At 45.3% G+C, this 20322-nt stretch carries 16 protein-coding genes; 6 read left to right on the forward strand and 10 right to left on the reverse strand.

All coding sequences use genetic code 11. The features are described 5' to 3' along the window. Positions 1 to 226: 226 nt before the first annotated feature. The 5 genes from rpsA to tsaD form a co-directional block, all read right to left on the reverse strand. Positions 227 to 1999, reverse strand: coding sequence for a 30S ribosomal protein S1 (rpsA, locus tag ACFPFU_RS00570; protein WP_377060459.1), 1773 nt, complete (start codon positions 1997 to 1999; stop codon positions 227 to 229). 173 nt (positions 2000 to 2172) lie between these two features. Next, complete coding sequence (locus ACFPFU_RS00575; protein ID WP_377060461.1) at positions 2173 to 2691, reverse strand: HNH endonuclease; 519 nt, start codon at positions 2689 to 2691, stop codon at positions 2173 to 2175. Then, entirely contained in the window at positions 2688 to 3494 is an 807-nt protein-coding gene (locus tag ACFPFU_RS00580) for a C40 family peptidase (protein ID WP_377060463.1), read from the reverse strand. Before ACFPFU_RS00580 ends, ACFPFU_RS00575 begins: the two co-directional genes overlap by 4 nt. After that, the gene (gene smpB, locus ACFPFU_RS00585; protein WP_377060465.1) at positions 3460 to 3924 is read right to left on the reverse strand and encodes an SsrA-binding protein SmpB; all 465 of its coding nucleotides are present in this window, start codon (positions 3922 to 3924) and stop codon (positions 3460 to 3462) included. The genes ACFPFU_RS00580 and smpB overlap by 35 nt, the downstream gene beginning before the upstream one ends. Next, the gene (gene tsaD, locus ACFPFU_RS00590) at positions 3917 to 4933 is read right to left on the reverse strand and encodes a tRNA (adenosine(37)-N6)-threonylcarbamoyltransferase complex transferase subunit TsaD (protein ID WP_377060467.1); all 1017 of its coding nucleotides are present in this window, start codon (positions 4931 to 4933) and stop codon (positions 3917 to 3919) included. The genes smpB and tsaD overlap by 8 nt, the downstream gene beginning before the upstream one ends. Before the next feature lie 10 nt (positions 4934 to 4943). On the opposite strand from tsaD, the gene ACFPFU_RS00595 reads away from it, so the two are divergent. From ACFPFU_RS00595 to ACFPFU_RS00610, 4 genes are all read left to right on the forward strand, one after another. After that, positions 4944 to 9569 carry a translocation/assembly module TamB domain-containing protein gene (locus ACFPFU_RS00595; RefSeq protein ID WP_377060469.1) on the forward strand — a complete coding sequence of 1542 codons (4626 nt, stop codon included), beginning with the start codon at positions 4944 to 4946 and terminating at the stop codon, positions 9567 to 9569. Between the two features lie 51 nt (positions 9570 to 9620). Continuing rightward, on the forward strand, positions 9621 to 10922 hold the full coding sequence (locus tag ACFPFU_RS00600) for a cryptochrome/photolyase family protein (protein ID WP_377060471.1): 1302 nt from the start codon (positions 9621 to 9623) through the stop codon (positions 10920 to 10922). An 87-nt stretch (positions 10923 to 11009) separates the two neighbouring features. Further along, positions 11010 to 11972, forward strand: a complete 963-nt coding sequence (locus ACFPFU_RS00605) for a Smr/MutS family protein (protein WP_377060473.1) — start codon at positions 11010 to 11012, stop codon at positions 11970 to 11972. 2 nt (positions 11973 to 11974) lie between these two features. Continuing rightward, complete coding sequence (locus ACFPFU_RS00610) at positions 11975 to 12808, forward strand: hypothetical protein (RefSeq protein ID WP_377060475.1); 834 nt, start codon at positions 11975 to 11977, stop codon at positions 12806 to 12808. On the opposite strand, the gene ACFPFU_RS00615 is transcribed toward ACFPFU_RS00610, so the two are convergent. Further along, a complete protein-coding gene (locus tag ACFPFU_RS00615; protein ID WP_377060477.1) occupies positions 12805 to 13950 on the reverse strand; it encodes a cystathionine gamma-synthase in 1146 nt (381 codons plus the stop codon). The two genes, ACFPFU_RS00610 and ACFPFU_RS00615, sit on opposite strands and share 4 nt — an antisense overlap. A gap of 154 nt (positions 13951 to 14104) precedes the next feature. On the opposite strand from ACFPFU_RS00615, the gene ACFPFU_RS00620 reads away from it, so the two are divergent. Next, positions 14105 to 14833, forward strand: a complete 729-nt coding sequence (locus ACFPFU_RS00620) for a TVP38/TMEM64 family protein (protein WP_377060479.1) — start codon at positions 14105 to 14107, stop codon at positions 14831 to 14833. Here ACFPFU_RS00620 and ACFPFU_RS00625 read toward each other — a convergent pair. Genes ACFPFU_RS00625 through ACFPFU_RS00635 form a run of 3 tightly spaced genes read right to left on the reverse strand, consistent with a single transcriptional unit; the run spans position 14815 to position 16987 of the window. After that, complete coding sequence (locus ACFPFU_RS00625; protein WP_377060481.1) at positions 14815 to 15312, reverse strand: SixA phosphatase family protein; 498 nt, start codon at positions 15310 to 15312, stop codon at positions 14815 to 14817. The two genes, ACFPFU_RS00620 and ACFPFU_RS00625, sit on opposite strands and share 19 nt — an antisense overlap. A 13-nt stretch (positions 15313 to 15325) precedes the next feature. Next, positions 15326 to 16225, reverse strand: a complete 900-nt coding sequence (locus ACFPFU_RS00630) for a TraB/GumN family protein (protein ID WP_377060483.1) — start codon at positions 16223 to 16225, stop codon at positions 15326 to 15328. A gap of 30 nt (positions 16226 to 16255) precedes the next feature. Beyond that, on the reverse strand, positions 16256 to 16987 hold the full coding sequence (locus tag ACFPFU_RS00635) for an RluA family pseudouridine synthase (protein WP_377060485.1): 732 nt from the start codon (positions 16985 to 16987) through the stop codon (positions 16256 to 16258). Positions 16988 to 17179: 192 nt separating this feature from the next. Here ACFPFU_RS00635 and ACFPFU_RS00640 point away from each other — a divergent pair, with 192 nt between their 5' ends. Then, positions 17180 to 18082, forward strand: coding sequence for a YihY/virulence factor BrkB family protein (locus ACFPFU_RS00640; RefSeq protein WP_377060487.1), 903 nt, complete (start codon positions 17180 to 17182; stop codon positions 18080 to 18082). A gap of 82 nt (positions 18083 to 18164) precedes the next feature. Here ACFPFU_RS00640 and ACFPFU_RS00645 read toward each other — a convergent pair whose 3' ends face one another. Beyond that, positions 18165 to 19745 (reverse strand): peptide chain release factor 3, encoded by a 1581-nt coding sequence (locus ACFPFU_RS00645; protein ID WP_377060489.1) that lies wholly within the window; start codon positions 19743 to 19745, stop codon positions 18165 to 18167. Positions 19746 to 20322 lie beyond the last annotated feature (577 nt).

Below are 20322 nucleotides of genomic sequence, written 5' to 3' on the forward strand. Positions count from 1 at the left end.
CCTTGGATCAACCCGAGCGTTTTTCAATAACCGGTCCGGGCGAGCCGAGCTATTGTTTCATTGTCCCTACTTTCCAGCTTGAACCCGTTCCGGATTTGGGCTACCAACTTTCACGGATTCTTTTTTGTGAATACGGACACCCATTTGATAGTTGTATTTACAACTTGACAAAAAAAAAACGCCAGACGAAATCGTCTGACGTTTCTGATATGGGTTCAATTATTTATTATTTCTTGGATTGTTCGTCCATTTTTTCTTTCAAAGCCGACAATGCATCCAAATCCCCCAATGTGGATTTTTCCGGAGAGGAAGAGGTATCGGTACCTGTTGTCTTCTTCTTGGTTGCTTTTTTGGCTTTTGGCGCCGCAGCTTCTTCTTTGAAAGTGGCGGTATGCGAAAGCACGATGCGCTTATCGTCTTTAGAGAATTCGATCACCCTGAAGTCCAGCGATTCTCCCGCCTCCGCTTGGCTGCCATCCTCTTTTTCAAGGTTTTTGGCGGTTGCAAAACCTTCCAGACCGTAAGGCAGTTCAAGAACTGCTCCCTTGTCATTTTTGGAAATGACGGTGCATTTGTGTACGGAACCGATAGGGAACACGCTCTCAAAAGTATCCCATGGGTTTTCTTCCAGTTGCTTATGCCCGAGGGCCAGCCTTCTGTTTTCGAGGTCTAGCTCCAATACGATCACATCCAACTCCTCGTTTACTTTTACGAATTCTGATGGATGCTTGATCTTCTTGGTCCATGAGAGGTCGGATACGTGAACCAATCCGTCAATCCCTTCCTCCAACTCAAGGAAAAGACCGAAATTGGTGAGGTTTCTCACGATGCCCTTGTGCTTGGTACCTACAGCATACTTGGTGGACATTTCCTGCTTGGTCCATGGGTCTTCTGTAAGTTGCTTTATACCCAAAGACATTTTTCTTTCATCCTTGTCCAATGTCAAAACAACTGCCTCGATCTCATCACCTACTTTCACAAAGTCAGCAGGGTTTCTGAGGTGTTGTGACCAGGACATTTCTGAAACGTGGATAAGTCCTTCCACACCGGGTGCCAATTCAAGGAATGCACCATAATCCGCTACATTGACAATTTTACCCTTCACTTTAGAACCCACTTCAAGGCTGGCAGAAAGTGAATCCCAAGGATGTGGCGTAAGTTGCTTCATACCCAGGGAAATACGCTTCTTGTCATCATCGAAGTCAAGTACCACCACCTGAACTTTGTCGTCCAGATTAAGCACTTCTTCGGGATGGTTGATCCTTCCCCAGGATATATCCGTAATGTGGAGCAGGCCGTCGACACCACCCAGGTCGATGAACACACCAAAATTCGTCATGTTCTTGATGACACCTTCCAGTACCTGTCCTTTCTCCAGGTTGTTGAGGATCTCTGCTTTTTGTTTTTCGAGATCTTTTTCAATCAGCACTTTATGGGATACAACAACGTTGTCATTGGCGTGGTTGATTTTAACCACTTTGACTTCCATCTTTTTCCCTACATAGATATCAAAATCCCTGATAGGCTTCACATCGATCTGGGAACCTGGCAAAAACGCTTCCACACCGTAGATATCCACGATCAAGCCGCCTTTGGTCCTTCTTTTCACAAGCCCCTCGATCACATTATCCTGTTCTAAGGCATCCTCGATCATCTGCCAAGCTCTGACCATCTTGGCTTTTTTACGGGAAAGTACCAATTGGCCCAGTGCATTTTCCTGCTCTTCTATGAACAGTTCCACTTCATCCCCGATCTTAAGCTCTTCAATGTCACGGAATTCGTTCAAAGGCACAAGACCATCCGATTTGAAACCGATGTTGATGATCACATCCTTATCATTGATACCTACGATGGTACCTTTGATAACCTCTTTTTCGGTGATCTCCGTAAGGGTTTTGTCATACAGCTTTTCCATTTCGGCCCTTTCTGCCTTGGTATAGCCTTCTCCGAAACCCTTGGTTTCAAATTTTTCCCAGTTAAAATCTTCTTGATTAGACATATTAATATTTAGAACCCTGAAAATCAACAGCCTTAGGGTCTTCAGGCTGAGGTTTTGTTAATAATACCCATGGCAAAGCATGGTCCGCCCACTCGAACGGACTGCAAATTTATGAATTTTTTCAGGAATAGAAATATCTCTGACACAAAAAGTTACCCCAACCATAAGTTCGGTCATACTATCCTCACTTCCAAAAAAGGAAGCCATTCTACTGCGTGCTGTTCAGCATATTCCGATAAAAAATAGGAGAGCGTGGGCCTAAAAGGAAGCGTGTTTAACCTCATGCCCACCTCTTCGGGTGTTTTGTCCCCTTTCATGGTGTTACAGCGATGACAGGCAGTCACCAGGTTTCTCCAGCATGTCTTCCCCCCTTTTGACCGGGGAAGCACATGGTCTATGGTCAGGTTCTTTGCCGATCCGCAGTATTGACAGGTATGGTTGTCCCTTTTGAAAAGGTTATTTCTGTTTAACATCACGCCTTTATAGGGAATGTTTTTATATTCATAGAGTCTGATCACGGCCGGATAAAAAAATTCTCTGTTTACTGTTCTGATTCTTAAGTATTCAAAATGAGCCAAAGAGGTGGCTTTGTCCAGAATAGTAAGGACTATTGCTTTTTGAACCGTCACAATTCCTACAGGAGAATGGTCTAAATTAAGGACCAATACTTTTTTTTCCGTCCATTCCTTCATCTTAAAAACAAATTTTTTGCATAAAGAACACTGTATTTATCAGACATACCTTGTCTCCTTTTCTCAGGATCGAAGCGGCTTATTGACACTTTCCCGTTTACCGCCATCATTTCACCATCTCCTAAATACAAGGCCAAACGATTTGGGATCCCTATCTCATTGCCAAATACGATAAGATCCCCCATCTGGATGGCTTCCGGCTGAATTTCCTGACCATGGGCAATCAAGGAAGAAAGATAATTGGGGATGATATAGCCCCCGATTTTAAATACAAGATGGAAGAGACTGGCTTCGTACAACCCAAACAAACTTCTCCCCCCGGAAAGATAAGGGGTGTGGAGAAAGTTCTTGGCGATATCCACTACACCCTGCCTCCCTGTCTTTTCCTCAAAAGGCCGGCTTTCTCCCTTAAAATCCATGGTTGTCTTCCAATCAAACAACTCTCCCGAAGAGGCGTAAATATTGCTTCCGGGAAGCAGGTGGACATGGGCTCCCTTTTGCCTGATGATGGAGACCGATGTGGTGACACGGAAAGGTGTCTGATTGAATTGATCGAAAACCTGCTCACTGATTTCATCATGCTGACTTGCGGGCATCCATCCTGACCCCGCATGGGCATGGCCGTTGACAAAAAACCAAAGGCGGTCCTCACTGACTGCTGCGACAATGTAGGTTTCTCCAAACAATAACTGGCTGGTTATACCGGATCCTATCACAGGTTCTCTGTATAAACTAAGCAACGATAACCTGCATATGCCAAATCTCTTCTCAGTAAGCCACTCGTTGTAGATCCCTTTTTGCATCTTTCTCCTTGATCGACTGTCGTTTGTCGTGTATCTTCTTTCCTTTGGCCAGGGCTATTTCCAGCTTGGCAAGACCCCGGTCATTGATAAATATACGGACAGGAACAATGGAAAGGCCTTTTTCAGCAAACTTGTTTTCCAATTTTTTAAGCTCCTGTTTTTGCAGAAGCAACTTCCTTTCCCTCACAGCATCATGGTTGAAGTGGGCTGCCTGGGAATAGGGGGCGATATGCATCTGCTTGATGTAAAGCTCGCCCTTTCGGAAATAACAATAAGCCTCTGTCAGGGACACCTTTCCTTCCCTGATGGATTTGATTTCTGTTCCCATAAGCGCCAGTCCCGCTACGAACTTATCCAGAAATTCAAATTCGAAACTGGCCTTTTTGTTTCTGATATTAATGATTTTGTCGAATTTATTCTTTTTAGCCATTTTTTCCAATTTTCATTTTTGCCAAAGGGCTGATATCCAACCCGCAAAACAAGCCTTTCTGGTATTTATAATGGGCGGCCATGGCCACCATGGCCGCATTATCCGTACAATATTCCATTTTAGGTATAAACACCTGCCACCCCTGCTTTGCAGCCTCTTTCTGAAGCGTCCAGCGAAGTCCCGAATTGGCGGATACCCCTCCGGCAATGGCGATGTTGTGGATATGGAACTGTTTTGCTGCCTTTTTTAGTTTCTGTATCAGCGTTTTTATCAAGGTATATTGTACGGAAGCGCAGATATCCTCCATGTTTTCCTGGATAAAGTTGGGATTTTCTTTCAGGTGGCCTTTTAGAAAATACAGCACGGCCGTCTTGATACCGCTGAAAGAAAACGAAAGGCCCTTCATATCCGATACTGGAAAAGTGAAGGCTTTGGGGTTACCTTTGGAGGCACGTGCATCCAAAAAAGGCCCACCCGGGTAGGGCAGTCCTAATAATTTGGCTATTTTATCAAAGGCTTCCCCTACCGCATCGTCGGTAGTTTCGCCCACAACTTCCATGTCCAGATAGTCCCTGACCAGCACCAACTGGGTATGGCCTCCACTCACGGTAAGGCATATAAACGGGAATTCGGGCCGGGGTTCTTCTATAAAATGGGCCAAAACGTGGGCTTCCATATGGTTGACATCGATGAGGGGCAGGTCCAAAGCATAAGCCAGGGCTTTGGAAAAGGACACCCCGACCAGAAGAGCACCCATCAACCCGGGTCCCCTGGTAAATGCTACCGCGGAAAGCGCTTCCAGAGCAAGTCCTGATCCCTGCATCGCTTCATGCACAACGGGGATCAGATGCTGCTGATGTGCCCTTGAGGCCAGTTCCGGTACGACTCCCCCATATTTCTCGTGCACAGATTGCGTGGCGACAATATTATTAAGTATTTTGCCATCAGAAATAACGGATGCAGACGTTTCATCACAAGAAGACTCTATAGCCAATATATTACAACTCATTTAGTATCTGTTGGAAAAGAAAGCGAAAGTTACGGAAATTTTGCTGAAAGGACTTAAAGTACTTTTCAGGATAATGCTGTTTTGGATTATCCTTCTGGTAACTGTTGCCGCGCTACTACAGGTTCCCCGCATACAAACATATTTGGCTGGTTTTCTCACCGAAAAAATCTCCAAAAGCACCGGATTCAAAACCAGTATCAAAGGTGTCAATATCCGGTGGTGGGACGCATTAAGCCTGCGCGACGTGGAGATCTATGATCTGGAAGACAGCTTGATGGTGGATCTGGAGGAAGTATATATCGATTTCTCCATCAAAGGATTATTGGATAAAGAACAACCCGGCCTGGACGAAATCAACCTGAAAGAAGGCAATGTAAGGTTGTTGACACACGGAGAGGAGGGCGACCTGAATATTACCGTGTTTTTTAACAGGATGGGCGACTTTTTCCGACAGCGGTCCGGGAAAAAAACAAAAAGGGGAACGTATTTCAACATTTCCCACATCTCCTTCGAAAAAACCTCTTTGGATATCATCGATTACACGCTGCCGGATATGGACCTCAAGTTTGATTACGGAAATCTTAAATTCAGGGAGTTGATCGCCAATGCGTCTGATTTCAGGATCAGGAGGGACACCATAGCTTTTGATTTAAAATACCTGAGGGGCAGTGAGGCCACTTCCGGAATGGTATTCCAGCAACTCAAGACAGACTTCACCTACTCCAGTACGGGTATGGAGTTTAAAGATCTTTATCTGAAATCCAATCAGACCGAAATCAAGGACTACCTCAGGTTCAGTTATGATGATGTCAGAGCACTCAGGGATTTTAACAATCAGGTTAACATCGATGCCCACCTGGAAGAAACCGTACTGGATATCAGGGACTTGGGATACTTCACAAGCAATATGCCTGATATTGATGACAGAATATATCTTAGCGGGGAGATAAGCGGTAAAGTGAAATCTCTTTACTCAGAACAATTGCTCCTGCGTTTCGGGGAAAGAAGCGCTCTTTTCGGTAAGTTCAGCATAGACGGATTGCCCCATGTGGATGAAACATTTTTCAGCCTTTCCCTGGTCAACTCGTCCTTAAATACCCGGGACCTCAGGCCCTACGTCAAAACACCTGAAACCCAAAGAGAATTGGACAAATTGAGGGACATCCGCTTTGATTCAGACTTTACGGGATACCTGAACAGGTTTACCGCAAATGGGGATTTCAGGACAGGTATCGGCAGGCTAAAGGGAAACATCAACTACCGTCTGGATAGGAATATCCCTTCTTATAACGGACGGATAGAAACGTTCAATCTTGATATCGGCACGCTGATGGGCGACCGGGAGTTGTTTCAAAAAATAAGCCTCAACGGAAATGTCAAAGGAACGGGTTTAACCGTAGAATCCGCACTTCTTGAATTGGATGCGAATATCAGCCAAATAGGCATCAACAAATACAATTTCCGCAATATCCAGACAAAGGCCACCTATGGAAAGGATTTATTTCGGGGACAGCTGGCGGTAAAAGACCCCAACCTCGTCATGAGCATTGATGGCACACTTGACCTGAGGGACAATAAAGATTCGGCCAATCTGGTCATGAAGTTGGATACGGCTTTTCTCCAGAATATCCACCTGACCGAAAATGATATTTTCCTGAGCGGGAGTTTTGACCTGGATACAAAAGGGGTCCATTGGGACAATATAGAAGGTGGCGCACGCTTCCGTGATGTGCTGGTGAGTTATGAAGGCAGAGACCTGTTCCTTGATCATTTTCTGTTTCAATCCCTATTTACGGAACAATCCAGGGTAATATCGTTGAACTCCGATATGCTGGTGGCAGGGATAAGCGGGAATTTTACGGTGGAACCCTTAATCGACGACCTGCGGCAACTCTGGCAGGAGTACTATGCTATACTCACCGATGACTACAATGGCCACACCCATAAAAAAACCCTTCAACAGGAGGACTATTATATTGATCTTTACCTTGATCTCAGGGACCCCAATCCGATCATCAATCTTTTCGAGCCTTCGTTGTTCATTTCCAAACAAACCAAAGTAGAGGGCGCTTTTTATCAAACGGAAAAAAACACGGTCTTCAATTTCTTCTCGAGTATCGATACCGTGTACTTCAATGGCAATTATTTTCTGGACAACAACGTGGACATGAATACCTCCAAAATCAAGGACAGCAATGAGGTATTGGCTTCTTTTTATGTGTTTTCTAAAGAACTGCAACTGAATTCGGGCTTCAACTTTCACAATCTGGCTTTGGAAACCATCTGGGATAAATCCAACCTGACCATGGACCTTTCCCTGGATCAGCTGCTTACGGAAAGTTACCTCAAAGTGAATGCGGATGTCAATCTGACGAAAGGCAGTACATCAGTGGTCTTCGCACCTTCTGAAATCAAACTGCTTGAAAACTATTGGGAATTTGATCAGGAAAACAAGATCGTATTTACAAAAGACGAAATTTTCATAGAAAACCTGAAGCTGTTTCACCAAAACCAGTACATTTCAGCCAGCGGAAAAGTCAATTCAAATCCCGAAGATAAACTCAATATCCATATTCATGAATTAAACCTCAACTTCCTCAATTCTTTTGGCATCAGGGAATACGAGGGTACCGCCAATGGGCTTATTTCTCTTACTGAAGCCGCTCAAAAAGCGGGATCAGAAGGTTTTTTGGAGATAACGGACATCCACATCAATAATTTTTTAATAGGAGACATCAGCGGCAGGGTAAGTTATGACAAAGGACGGGCAATGGTTGACGTCAATAATTTCAGGGATGGCAAAAAAATCATCTCCCTAACGGGTGCTTTGGGAGCTATGGAGGAAGAAATGGACCTCAAAGCGGCATTTGAAAAAGCCAACCTGTCGGTGATTGAACCTTTCTTCTCCGACTATATTAGCCAGATTGATGGCACAGTCAGCGGCAACATGCAACTCAAGGGTACCATAGCAAGACCTGTGATAGAAGGAACGGGTAAGCTCGAAGGAGGCACCTTCCGTTTCAATTATCTCAATACGGTTTATCAGGTGAATGGCAATGTGATTTTTGAACCCAACGACATTAGTTTCCGGGGACTTGAATTAAGGGACACCAACAACAACAGGGCCAGCTTAAGGGGAGGCATCACCCATGACAATTTCAGTAATTTTATACTGGACATACATTCTGAACTGGCCAATTTCCAGGTGATGAACACCAGCTTGGCGGATAATGAACTGTTTTATGGTACCGCTTTTGCCTCCGGGACCGTAGAGGTCTTTGGGGCTGCCAACAACCTGGACATCAACGCCAACGCGACATCCCAACCCAACACCAGGATTTTCATACCCATAGGCAGTACCCAAGGACAGCTGCAGGAGGATTTTATAAGGATCATCAATGTCCGGGATACCACGCAAAAGATCGATCTGGAAGAAACGGTGGATAAACTGGCCATCAATAACCTGCGCATGAACCTCAATCTCGACCTTACCCCTGATGCCTACATGGAAATCCAGATTGACCCCAGAACCGGCGAAAACATTCAGGGAAGGGGCCGGGGGGTGCTGAACCTCAACATTGATACCCAGGGCAATTTTAACATGACCGGCACCTATGAAATAGTGGATGCTCTCTATAATTTTTCGTTATACAATGTCATTAACAAAAGATTTTTGATAGAGCCGGGCGGCAGGATATCCTGGTATGGAGATCCCTACGAAGGGGTCATGAATATCCGGGCCATATATGAAGAAAACGTGTCATTGATCAGCCTTCAGTCTGCTCCAAGCGGCAGCGAACTTGAAAATACCCAACTTAAAAGAAGATATCCTGTAAAAGTGATCATGGACCTGGATGGTCCCCTGATGTCCCCGGATATATCCTTTGCTTTTGATTTTTCGGAATTTCCTGAAGGCGGTGAATTGCAAACAACGATTTCGGCATTCCAAAACAGGATTGCCAATGATGAACAGGAAAAAAACAGGCAGGTCTTTTCCTTGATCATGCTTAGGCGCTTTTCCCCCGAAGGGCAGTTCAGCGGAGCCGGGATAGGCTTCTCCAACCTCAGTCAGCTCGTCTCTTCCCAGCTCAACAGCCTCATTGCCCAGGTGGACCAGAATCTGGAAATAGATTTTGACCTTACTTCCCTGGATGAAACGGCCCTGGAAACTTTCCAGCTTCGGGTGGCTTATACTTTTTTGGATGGCAGACTCCGGGTCACCCGGGACGGGGGCTTTACTGACCTTCAAGGAAATGCTGACTTCAACACAATAGCCGGGGATTGGCAAGCCGAATACCTGCTTACAGAGGATGGAAGGTACAGGGTGAGGGTATACAACCGCAATAACTTCAACACGTTTACGGCGCTCAATATCAACAACCGCGCCCCCAATACTTATGGCGTATCCGTTTCCCAGAACCTGCTTTTTAGTTCCGTAAGGGAGCTTTTTCAAAATTTTACCCGCAGAAGAAGTACGCTGCTGCCTCTGATTGATTCTGACGAGTATCTCCGCTATGATTTCGACATCGACCTGGAAGAAGTGGCGCCCGAACTGTTCAAACCAGACCCGGTAGAAGCGCCTTCCCCCATCCGTGTCCTCGATCAACCTAAAAAGCCCGAAGAGGGGGAGAAATAAAAAACGGTATAAAATGATAACAATTTGTACCCGGTTTGGCTTTATCATGTTATGGCAAAGACTGCTGTTTTTTGGTTTAGGAGAGACCTGAGATTGGAAGACAATGTGGGGCTTTTTCATGCTTATGAAAATGAGTGTAACGTTCTTCCCCTTTTTATTTTTGATGAGGAAATCCTCCAGAAGCTGGAAGAAAAGGACGATCCAAGAGTCGGATTTATCCATGATCAACTGGTGCGCTTGCATGCGGCGCTCAAAGATTCAGGCAGCTCTATCCTGGTCAAAAAAGGCAAGCCACTGGATGTATTCTGTCAGTTGATCAAAGAATACGACATCCGGGCCGTCTATACCAACAGGGATTATGAACCTTATGCCCGTGAGCGGGATAAAAAGGTGAAGCAGTTGCTGAAGTCAAACAATATTTGCTTCCTGGACTTCAAAGATCAGGTCATTTATGAAGCAGATGAGATACTGAAAAACAGCGGGGACCATTATCAAGTGTTTACTCCCTATAGCGCGGCCTGGCTCAAAAAATTCAAAGCCTCAAAGTTTGAAAGCCTCAGCCTTGACAAGCGGAAAAAAGGTTTTTATCCGACGGCCCCTTTTCCTCTGCCTTCTTTGGAGGAACTGGGTTTCAAAAAAAGCCACATCAGGATCCCCCCACTGGAAATCAACCGGAGCTTGATAAAAAATTATGATACGACCAGGGATTTTCCGGCTGAAAACGGCACGAGCAGACTTGGGATTCATTTGAGGTTCGGCACCCTAAGCATCAGAAGACTTGCCGTGACGGCCAGCGAGCTCAATCCGGTTTTCCTCAATGAACTTATTTGGCGGGAGTTTTATATGATGATCCTTTACCACAATCCTGATGTGGTCAATAAAGCCTTTAAGCCGCAATACGACCGTATTCGGTGGCGGAACGATGAAAAGGAATTTAAAAGCTGGTGCCGGGGTGAGACCGGCTACCCGCTAGTAGACGCAGGGATGCGCCAGCTCAACCAAACGGGCTATATGCACAACCGGGTACGGATGGTGACGGCCAGCTTCCTCACCAAGCACCTTTTAATCGATTGGCGCTGGGGCGAAACGTATTTTGCGAGGAAGTTGCTGGACTACGAGTTGGCCTCCAACAACGGGGGATGGCAGTGGGCTGCAGGGACGGGAACAGATGCCCAGCCTTATTTCCGGATTTTCAACCCCACCGCCCAGATGGAAAAGTTTGACAAAGACAGGAGGTACGTAAAAAAATGGGTTTCCGAATACGGCACTCCTTCCTATCCTGCCCCAATCGTAGACCACCGGGCGGCCCGGGAAAGAGCACTGAGGGTTTACAGGCAGGCTTTGGAGGAATAAAGAGGCATCCGGATAAAACCCGATCAAGTTTTTTCGTTATCAATATTTTTTGTGTTCTTTACACAAGGTTTTTGGTAAATTTGAGCAATGAATATCGGAGACAAAGTAAGGCTCTTGCACGGCACCGAAGAGGGCGTCATCACTAAAATCGGTGCGGGTGGCCAAGTTGAAATAGAAATTGAGGAGGGTTTCCGCATACCCGCTCTCAAATCAGAGGTGGTAGTGATCCATCCAGCCGAACAACAATTTTTTGGAACCAAGAAAGCTGGCGAAGAAGACTGGGCTCTTCCTGTTTCCAAGAAAAAACCTGAAGAGAAAAAAACGGGTATATTTCTTGCATACATTCCTTATAATGACCAGAACCATGGGGTTTTCATCATCAACCATACCCAGAAAGACATGGTTTTTGCGGTGTCAGAAACACATGGAGAAAACTCCAAAACATTGGATGCCGCACTGCTCAAGTCTGGATCTGAAAGAAAATTTGACGAAAAATCCATCCAGCAGTTTGAGGAATGGCCTGCATTGCATTTCCAATTTATCCCATTGAACCAAAGACTTGAAAAAACCCAAAAACCGTTTGAAAAAAGAGTGAAGTTTAAAGCTTCTTCTTTTTTCAAGAATAAAAGGAGGGTTCCGATTTTGGAAAAGGAGGGTTATGTGTTCCAGATGGATGAGCAGATAAAAGAATTGGATGTCCGGCAGTTGAATCAAGAACTCAATCCGGCCCGGGATGAAAGGGATTTTCCCTCCCGGATAAAGCGTCCGGCAAAAGAAATTGACCTGCATATTGAAAAGCTTACGCCTGATCACGATTTGATGAGCAACAGTGAAAAACTCAAGCTTCAACTTGAAACCTTTGAACAAAACCTGAACGCTGCCATCATATCGGGTATAGACGAAATCACATTCATCCATGGAATAGGCAATGGGGTACTCAGAAAGGAAATCCACCGGTTTTTGAGCCAGTTTAAACAGATCCGATATTATAAAGACAGCCATAAAACCAACTTTGGCTATGGCGCCACGCTTGTTAAAATACATGAATAGTTATGCAAACTGCTCTCTCTCCGCTCTTGCAGGTCTTTGACAGGCATTTTGAATCCGGAAAGGCCGCATTTGAAGGCCTCACCAAGAAAATCAAATCCAAAAAGGCAATCGAATTGGCGGATCAATTGTTCTTTTTTCAACTATACCTGCTGTTGTTGGGAAAGATTCATTTCAAGAAAAAAAATTTGGTTTTTAACAGTTTCTCCCCTTTCCTCTCCCTGCAACGTAATCTGAGGAAAGTGCTTCACATCAAACTTATTGAGGAAGGTTTCTCTTCTCACTTTGGGGGGGCAAAAACCGGATTTTCCGAGTATGAAAAACAACTTTCCTCCGACAAGAAAAATACCTATACAGAGGTCTATGAAGTTATCCTGTCTGCCCCGCTGAACATCTGGGAAAACCTTTACCGGGACGTGTTGGACCGCTCCAAAAACCTCAGCGCTCTTACCGTAAACACGGCCACCAACCAGATCATCAATGAAGAAATTGAATTTTTTCATTTTGATGCCCAAAGCAGGCTAGATCCTCAAACCATCCGGGACATTTACGACGGCATCAACAAAGTCATCACGCTGGAACAAATCAGGATATCGACGGGGTTAAACGCGGTATTTACCCATCAGATACATGTACAGATCAACCAACTCAGCCAACTGCTGCACGCCTGGCATAAGGGCCATCTGCTTTATCAGCACCTGAGTCATTTTCTCCGTGACAGTGAAAAAATCGAAAAAAAGTACCATGCTATCCTCTCCCAGATAAAAAAAAACCACAAATCCCTGACGGGAGATGTGGAAAAAAAGTGTATCCACTTATTTACTGAAGTATTGCATTAAAGGCCTTTCAGTGCCTGGGCAATGTCATTTTTTAAGTCCTCTACATCTTCTATGCCCACACTCAAACGGATCAGTGAATCTGATAACCCCACCTTTTCCCGCTCTTCTTTGGGAATACTCGCATGGGTCATGGTAGCAGGATGTCCACATAGCGATTCCACCCCTCCAAGTGATTCGGCAAGCACAAACACCTTGAATTTTTCCAGTATGCTGACGGCATCCTCCAATTTGTTTCCCTTCAACGTGAAGGAAATCATTCCTCCAAAATCATTCATCTGTTCTTTGGCGACCGCATGGTTAGGGTGGTCTTCAAAGCCCGGCCAATATACCTTTTCTACTTTTGGATGATTTTTCAGATAAGCCGCAATGGTTTTTCCGTTTTGACAGTGCCTCTCCATCCGCACATGCAAGGTCTTGATACCTCTCAAAACCAAAAAGCAGTCCTGTGGACCGGGAATGGCTCCACACGCATTTTGCAGGAAGGACAATTCCTCAGCCAATTTGTCGTCATTCACCACAATCGCTCCCATCACCACATCGGAATGCCCAGCCAGGTATTTGGTGAGCGAATGCATCACGATATCCGCTCCGAGTTCCAAAGGGTTCTGGAGAAAAGGTGTGGCAAAGGTGTTGTCAACCGCCAACCAGACCTGATGTTTTTTGGCCACCGCCGCTATCCCGGCGACATCGATGATATTCATCATCGGATTGGTAGGGGTTTCCACCCAAATCATTTTGGTATTTTCAGTGATGAGTTTTTCAACTTCAAACGGATTATTCATCGGGATAAAATGAAATTTGATGCCAAACTTTGAAAATACTCTGGCAAAAATCCTGTAGGTGCCCCCGTAAAGGTCATTGGTGCTGATCACCTCATCTCCAGGCTTTAATAATTTCATCAAGGTGTCGATCGCAGCCATGCCGGAAGCAAAACACAATCCATGTTTACCATTTTCCAGAGCCGCCAGGTTTTGCTGTAATGCAGTTCTTGTAGGATTATGGGTCCTTGAGTATTCGTACCCCTTATGATCACCGGGTGACCGTTGCACATAAGTCGATGTCTGGAATATCGGGGTCATGATGGCCCCTGTGGAGGGATCAGCGTTTATCCCTGCATGGATAACTTTGGTTCCGAATTTCATAGATATTATTGTTTTTTATGGTCATCAATAATTTGCCCTAGTTTGGACCGTAGTCAAACCCTGTCTACACCTTACCCCATATGGCTTTTCAATTTTGTTCTAATCCCCACAAAAGTGGCCAATTACGTGGGGATTCTTATTAGTTTTGTCAAAGATGAATAAAAAACCCTCCATTTTCAAGCGTTTTAAGCAGATCTATTCCGAGAATCCGTCGATCTTTTGGGCCATAGTATGGGTAAGTCTGATGCCTTCCATTGGATCATTAATTGTGCTGCAATGGTTTTATTCCAAAGGGAATGATTTTATCCTTTTTGACTTAGAGCATCCCCTGAGTCTTGTGCTATATATCACTGGCTCCACGCTGCTTATGGGCTTTGCGCTTTTGCCCACCACTTTTCTTTCGGTATTAAGCGGGTTTATGTTTGGCTGGTCTTCTTTGCCTTACCTGATCGTTGGTTATACCCTGGCCAGTATCATCGGCTATAGTCTGGGCACCAAAATGGGCCATAACAGCCTGGAAATCCTGCTCCAACAGTATCCCAAAGCAGCGGATTTAATCAGGCACAAAAGAAAAAGGATGGGATGGCTGGTGGCCTTTGTAAGGCTGAGTCCGGTTATTCCATTTGCGCTTTCGAACATTCTCTTTGCCTTGTTAAAAGCAGGTCTGAAAAATGTCATATGGGCCGGATTGTGGGGAATGCTGCCAAGAACCATATTGGCTTTTTTTACAGGCATTGTGGCAGATAGTCTTTATCAGGCTCTAAAAAGAAAAGAAGAAAACTGGCAACTTCTCCTTATAGGATTGCTGTTTCTTCTGAGTGCCTGGGGCATATATCGGTTTTTCACCAATGGTTCCTCCAGCGCCTATCGAAAATCATCATAACGTTTACGGTCGACCTTCTTGGACTTCGTTCTTGCGACGAAGATATTTTCATAATCCGGATCCTCTATTTCTTCCAGTTTTTTACCGGTTCCAACAAAGTAATTTGCAACGTGGTGGATCGTGTTGGAATGTCCCACCACGACCGCATCACCCTCCTGTTTTCGGATTCTGGCAATTAACGCATCATGATCGTGCACGTCATATAAGTCAATGGTGATCCCTTTTTTGGATGCCAAAGGCATGACAGTCGCTTTTGTCCGCTTGGTATCTGTACTATAGATGGCGGTAATGTTTTCTTTCTCCAAAATCCGGCTCAGCCGCTCAGCTCTTGCTTTTCCTTCTTCCGTCAATTCCGGATCATTCCCCTCCGCCATTTTTTCTGCATGCCTTATGATGTAAATGTTTTTATCCGGGCCCGGAGAGCAGGCCCAAAATGTCAGCAGGACGAAAACAAATACCATAGAATGAAATGTATACATAATTTATTGCACATCAATTAATCGGTGGGTCGGAATGGGAGTTGGCCACACTGGGCCTTCCGGTAGGGATGCGCTTCAATTCATAGCCTTCCGATTTCAATAACTGGATGATACCGGACTTGCCTCCGAGATGCCCCGCCCCCACAGCAAAAAACACTGACCCTTTCTCCATAAATTCCCTCATGGGTCTAATCCAATTCCGGTTGCGTTGGTCCAATAAGATATCCTGATAATCCCGGTATTCAGGACTTTCGGAAACCATCTTTACCAGCAGCGCTATTTCTTCGTTTTTATAAGTCTCTATCAGCCTGCGAAATTCCTTTTTACCCTTTTCCAGATTTCCGGTGTATTCATAAAAACTCCTGTATTGTTCCTCTAATGGAATCCGGTCAAAAATTGACAACTGTTCGTCAATGGATTCCAAGCCATAAATTTCTTTGTTTTTTTCCTTGGCGTGTTTCAGAAGTTCATTTTCATAAGCTTTTGTTTCACATTCCAGCAGACTGGGATATATGAGGGACATCAACATCAAGGGCCTCATGCTTTTGAGCATCTCTATATCCGTTCCGGTGCGTTCTTTCAAAAGCCTCCTGGTTTCCTGGTACTCTTCTTCGGTGAGGTAATCTGTGATCTCTTCCCCGCCTTCATTGTGCATCTTAGCCATCATGGACAAGGCTAACCATGGGTCATCCATATCCACCTCTAAGATAAGGGCATCTGCTTTCTGAATTTTTTTTACCACCTCATCACTAAGATGATAATCCTCCATACAAATAAGATGAATGGTGCCAAAAAGATAAGAAGGTTCCCTTAGCCCGTTTCCGGTGATTTTCCAAAAAACCCCTTCATCCTGACCATACACCAAAAAGGGCATCAAAAAAAACATGCTTACCCATAACAACCTCTTAATCATGTTCGCCATTTTGAATATCACCACAAAAACTCAGCCACTGAATGTCACGCCTAGATGCTTGTCACCTGTCTTTTGGTTTTCAAATTCCAGGAACTGCTCCCAAAACGGCTCTTCTGGCAATGCCGCCCGCAAATAGAGCTTTTCTTTTTTTACAGGATGAACAAAAACCAAATGAAAGGCGTGCAGGTTGATACTGGCATCAGGGTTTGGTTTTGAAAAACCATACTTTACATCACCCCGTATAGGACAGCCCATTGCAGCCAATTGTACCCTTATCTGGTGTGGTCTCCCCGTCAGCGGCCGTACCTCAACCAGCCAGTGATCATTGAGTTTACCCAATCTTTTGAAAGTCAGTTCCGATTTTTTAGCACCGTCCACTTCTCTTTCGTAGGCCGTGGCTTGGTTACTGTTTTCATTTTTTATCAGCCAGTGTGTCAGCTTACCGTATTCTTCCTTAGGTCTGCTTTTCACCACCGCCCAATAGACCTTATGTACATCCCTTTTACGGAAAAGTGCTGTCATGCGTTCCAATGCCTTAGAGGTACGGGCAAAAACCACAATCCCGCTTACCGGCCGGTCCAGCCGGTGGACGGGATGCAGAAAGACGGCTCCTGGCTTCAGGTACTTGTTCGCAATGTAATCCTTACAATAATCCGTGAGGGTCTTGTCCCCGGTCTTATCTCCCTGCACCAATACTCCCGCGACTTTATTGACAACCAACAGATGGTTGTCTTCATATATAACATTAAAAGGTTTTTTCATTTAGCACATGGTTTATGCAACATCAGCCCCAATTTTCCCAACCGGTCTGCTTTGGAAAAGTAAAGTTAAGTAAAAGTATTTGGTTATTCCATTGTGCCGCTGGCACCCCGCGGGGAATGATTATCAGAAAAAATTAATTAAATTGAAGGTTATACGATTGTCGAAGCTATTTAAAACCCTCTCTTCCAAACCATGCCCTTTTTCACCCAAGCGAAGCAAATCAGCAAAGACACATTACGGTTTCTTAAAGAAGACGAACCCATAGTTTATTGTGCAGCCATCGCTTTTTTTACGATATTTTCCCTTCCGGCCATCTTGATAGTGGTCGTATTGATAGGGTCCCTCTTCTTTTCAGAAGAAGATGTGAGATCCGAAATCCTCAATCAGGTAAGCCAAAATGTAAACGAAGAGGCCAGTCAACAGGTAAAAGAAGTCCTCGAAAATGCATTGGACCTTCCCGGGCAGATCTGGTGGATTATCGTAGGGATCCTGGTAATCATAAAAAGTGCCACCATGATATTTTTTATCCTGCAAAAAGCCCTAAATGCCATATGGAAAGTGGATGTGAAAAAAAATGTGAATTACTTTAGACTGATGAAACACCGCTCCATTACCCTGGCTTTTGTCGGAGGGCTGGGTCTGTTGTTGATCATCAGTATTATGGCAGACGCGTTTATAAATTTCTTTGGCGATGAGATCGGTTTTTTATGGGAAGGCTTTCCCAAACCGATTACGCGGATAGGTGGATTGGCTTTTAATCTTTTGATGGTGTTTATCTTTTTTGCCGCCATCCACAAGACACTTCCCGATGTGATCATTTCGTGGAAGGATGCTTTGGTGGGAGGAGCCATTACCGCCATACTGTTCATGATCGGCAAAGAAGTCATCAGCCTTATCCTTAACAACATCAAAATCGAAGGCTACTACGCCACCGCCGGCTCGCTGGTCATCCTTTTGCTGTGGGTCTTCTATTCCTCGATCATTCTTTACCTGGGAGCGGAAATCACGCGTGCCTATTCCAACAGTCATGGCAGAAAAACCAAGCCCACTTCCATTGCTTTCAAATATTCTGAAAAGAACAAGCGGGAAGTGTAGGAAGACCGCACGCAATCAGTCATGATATTTTCATTCCCCATCAAGGCTGTCAACCGGAAGGCCGATGAGGCCTTTTACTGGCTCAGTATTCAGAAGTAAAGTGGAATTCGATTTCCGGGAAATTATCCTGCACCATCTGTAACCAGGCTTTGCTTTCGGCCATAAAGACCAACTTCCCGTCTTTGTCCCGGGCAATATGGCGTTGTTTCGAGCGGACAAATTCATCGAGTTTTTTCCTGTCCTTGCTGTGTATCCAGCACGCTTTGTACAGGTTCATGGGGACAAAATCCGCAGTAGCATTGTATTCGTTTTTCAACCGGAACTGGATCACCTCGAACTGAAGCTGCCCCACGGTGCCCACCACTTTTCTGGAACCTATCTCAAAGGTAAAAAGTTGGGCTACCCCCTCCTCCATCAATTGCTGCAGGCCCTTTTCCAGCTGTTTGGTTTTCATCGCATCCTTATTGACCACTTCCCTGAATATTTCCGGAGAAAAACTGGGAATGCCTTTAAATTGCAGGTGTTCCCCCTCGGTAAGGGAGTCCCCGATTTTCAGATTGCCCGTATCATAAAGTCCGACGATATCGCCGGGAAAAGCCTCATCGACGATTTCCTTGTCCTGTGCCATAAACGAGGTCACATTGGAAAAGCGCAGGGGTTTTGTGCCACGCACGTGGTTGTAAGGTTTATTCCTTTCAAATTTCCCCGAACAGATCCTCAAAAAAGCGATCCGGTTCCGGTGCTTGGGATCCATATTGGCATGAATCTTAAAAATAAAGCCGCTGAAATGGCCCTCTTCGGGTTTCACTTCGCGCTGATCGGTATGGCGGCTTCTTGGTGCCGGTGCGATTTTGACGAAGGTGTCCAGCATTTCCTGTATCCCGAAATTGTTCACCGCCGAACCAAAAAACACCGGCGCCACGCTTCCCTCTAGGTATTCTTTGGGATCGAACTCGGGATAAACCCCTTCAATCAATTCTACATCTTCCCGCAGTTGGTTGGCCAGACCTGGCCCCACATACTCATCCAGCTTTGGGTCCGAAAGGTCCTCCACGGTGATCCGGTCATCACTTAATTTTCTCTGGCTGGGCGTAAACAAATTCAACTGCTTGTCATACAGGTTATACACCCCCTTGAAAGATTTTCCCATAGAAATGGGCCATGAAAGCGGCCTCACCTGGATGTTGAGCTTTTGCTCCACCTCGTCCAGCAATTCGTATGGATCCCGTCCCTCGCGGTCCAGCTTGTTGATGAAACAGATCACCGGCGTATTCCTCATCCGGCAGACCTCCATAAGCTTTTCGGTCTGGATCTCCACACCTTTCACGCAGTCGATGACCATGATCACCGAATCTACGGCGGTAAGGGTACGGTAGGTATCTTCGGCAAAGTCCTGGTGACCAGGGGTATCGAGCAGGTTGATTTTTTGTCCCTTGTATTCAAAACCCATCACCGAAGTGGCCACCGAGATCCCCCTTTGCTTTTCGATCTCCATCCAGTCGGATTTGGTAGCCGTATCGATTTTGTTGGACTTTACAGCCCCCGCGGTTTTTATGGCCCCGCCAAAAAGCAGCATTTTTTCGGTAAGGGTGGTTTTGCCCGCATCCGGGTGGGCTATGATGCCAAATGTTTTTCTTTTCTGGATCTCTTGAATCAGACTCATATTATGCTGGACAACTTTCAGCGGGCAAAGGTACGGAATTTTATTTGGTGATAAAACTTGTTTTTCAAACCACAGATAACCCAGATTCACACAGATTAAATTGACGGAGAGCTTCCACCCAGTTTTCTATAAATAAATCCGTGCTATTCCGCAGCATCCGTGGCATCCGCGGTCCACCCCTTTTTTAAAACCACAGATTACTCAAATTCCCGCAGATTAAATCACCGACGAGGTTCCGGTCAATTTCCCAAAAATAAATCCGCGCTAATCCGCAGCATCCGTGGCATCCGCGGTCCAACCTTTTTTTAACCACAGATGACGCAGATTCACACAGATGAATTGCCGGCGAGCTTCCGGTCAATTTCCCAAAAATAAATCCGCGCTAATCCGCAGCATCCGTGGCATCCGCGGTCCACCCCTTTTTTAAAACCACAGATTACTCAAATTCCCGCAGATTAAATCACCGACGAGCTTCCCGTCAGTTTTTCGAGAATAAATCCGCGCTAATCCGCAGCATCCGTGGCATCCGCGGTCCACCCCTTTTTTAAAACCACAGATTACTCAAATTCCCGCAGAT

Origin of the sequence: Negadavirga shengliensis (assembly GCF_042652345.1) — a bacterium.
In the GTDB taxonomy this organism is placed as follows: Bacteria; Bacteroidota; Bacteroidia; order Cytophagales; family Cyclobacteriaceae; genus Negadavirga; species Negadavirga shengliensis.

Bases quoted from the DNA above. Each gene is read 5' to 3' on its own strand.
- rpsA (WP_377060459.1), bottom strand. From the start codon at position 1,999: ATGTCTAATCAAGAAGATTTTAACTGGGAAAAATTTGAAACCAAGGGT.
- ACFPFU_RS00575 (WP_377060461.1), bottom strand. From the start codon at position 2,691: ATGAAGGAATGGACGGAAAAAAAAGTATTGGTCCTTAATTTAGACCAT.
- ACFPFU_RS00580 (WP_377060463.1), bottom strand. From the start codon at position 3,494: ATGCAAAAAGGGATCTACAACGAGTGGCTTACTGAGAAGAGATTTGGC.
- smpB (WP_377060465.1), bottom strand. From the start codon at position 3,924: ATGGCTAAAAAGAATAAATTCGACAAAATCATTAATATCAGAAACAAA.
- tsaD (WP_377060467.1), bottom strand. From the start codon at position 4,933: ATGAGTTGTAATATATTGGCTATAGAGTCTTCTTGTGATGAAACGTCT.
- ACFPFU_RS00600 (WP_377060471.1), top strand. From the start codon at position 9,621: ATGGCAAAGACTGCTGTTTTTTGGTTTAGGAGAGACCTGAGATTGGAA.
- ACFPFU_RS00605 (WP_377060473.1), top strand. From the start codon at position 11,010: ATGAATATCGGAGACAAAGTAAGGCTCTTGCACGGCACCGAAGAGGGC.
- ACFPFU_RS00610 (WP_377060475.1), top strand. From the start codon at position 11,975: ATGCAAACTGCTCTCTCTCCGCTCTTGCAGGTCTTTGACAGGCATTTT.
- ACFPFU_RS00615 (WP_377060477.1), bottom strand. From the start codon at position 13,950: ATGAAATTCGGAACCAAAGTTATCCATGCAGGGATAAACGCTGATCCC.
- ACFPFU_RS00620 (WP_377060479.1), top strand. From the start codon at position 14,105: ATGAATAAAAAACCCTCCATTTTCAAGCGTTTTAAGCAGATCTATTCC.
- ACFPFU_RS00625 (WP_377060481.1), bottom strand. From the start codon at position 15,312: ATGTATACATTTCATTCTATGGTATTTGTTTTCGTCCTGCTGACATTT.
- ACFPFU_RS00630 (WP_377060483.1), bottom strand. From the start codon at position 16,225: ATGATTAAGAGGTTGTTATGGGTAAGCATGTTTTTTTTGATGCCCTTT.
- ACFPFU_RS00635 (WP_377060485.1), bottom strand. From the start codon at position 16,987: ATGAAAAAACCTTTTAATGTTATATATGAAGACAACCATCTGTTGGTT.
- ACFPFU_RS00640 (WP_377060487.1), top strand. From the start codon at position 17,180: ATGCCCTTTTTCACCCAAGCGAAGCAAATCAGCAAAGACACATTACGG.
- ACFPFU_RS00645 (WP_377060489.1), bottom strand. From the start codon at position 19,745: ATGAGTCTGATTCAAGAGATCCAGAAAAGAAAAACATTTGGCATCATA.